Genomic DNA, 1,179 nt, shown 5'->3' with positions numbered 1-1,179 from the left:
ACTACGTAATCAACCTCATCAAAATTTGCATTCACAAACAAATCATAAACATCGAGTTTATTACTAAACAGCGGAATAGTATCAGGCATCATCGGAAGCGAGTAATTGGCTTTTGCCCCCGCAACCATCTCTTTCTTCACCGCTTTAATCTTAACCGTGCCCGGGCAGACCAGCTTAATACCACTATCATCGATGGTAATAGAAGCCCCAGCTGACGTTTGTAGCTTAATCCGCTTCGGACTTGAGAGGTTGACCTGTCCCGACTCACTACCGATTGTCATACTTTGCTGACTATGCAGTTGCAACTCACCGCCTTGTGCTTGTATCGCCACAGGTTTGGTATTGGCACTGATATGTAGCCCTGATAGACCCGCTTGACCACCGACGCCTGAGAGTGAATCAATCGTATTTGCCGCCAGCGTATAACTACCTGCCACCATATCTGATTGCGTGCTGCCAGACTGTCTCACGATCGTTTTCGCTGTCCACAGTGTATTGCTGCCCGATGCGAGGATACTATCTTTGCTTACGAGCAGCACATCTGCTGCGCCAAGCACTTCAGTATTCAACGTCTCATCGATGATTTGTGCCGTACTCTTAAACCCTTCTATCGACGCTCGGGCATTACTGAGTGCCTCCGTCGATTGCAGGTGTGCGTGCTTGGCCTCCACTAATGTCTCGCTCAGCTCAGCACCTAACTTTAACTGCTGCTGTCCTGCATCATTGACCCACGCAGACTCATGCTCAGTTTGCGTGTGTCTGATATTAAAGGTAGAGAGTAGTACTCCTGTATCACCACTAATCTGTAGCCCATGATCGGTAGCGACATTGATGCCTTGACCACTATCATTTGATTGATGATTGCTAAAGCGGTGGCGTAGTGTACCCAATGCAACGACATGCTCATCAGGGGCGAAGGTCGCATTAGAAGTGATGGTGGGTGTCTCAGCATTAGCGCGCGCACCAGTATTCACCGTCCACTGTAGACCGACCTTGTTTGGCGTATCATCAAAGCTCATCGTCACTTCAGACTCAGACGTTAGCCCGTATTGAGCAATACCAGATATCCAGCCGCTATGAGTATCATCGTCATTGATTTGCGAGTGACCGAGACCACCACCATGCCATCTGGGAGAGGCACCGCCTTTGAGGTTATGTCGATTAGATAAACCGGCATCC

1 protein-coding gene is annotated in these 1,179 nt (G+C 48.9%); it reads right to left on the bottom strand.

All coding sequences use genetic code 11. The annotated features are described in order from the left end of the window. The coding region (locus ACT3SX_RS15170; protein ID WP_444761837.1) for a DUF2345 domain-containing protein at positions 1-1,179 on the bottom strand (1,179 nt) is incomplete at both ends.

This window comes from Psychrobacter sp. AOP31-B2-9, from assembly GCF_052378005.1.
Taxonomy (GTDB): domain Bacteria; phylum Pseudomonadota; class Gammaproteobacteria; order Pseudomonadales; family Moraxellaceae; genus Psychrobacter.
Note: the sequence above shows the minus strand (reverse complement) of the source record. Positions and strands in the feature narration are given on the sequence as shown.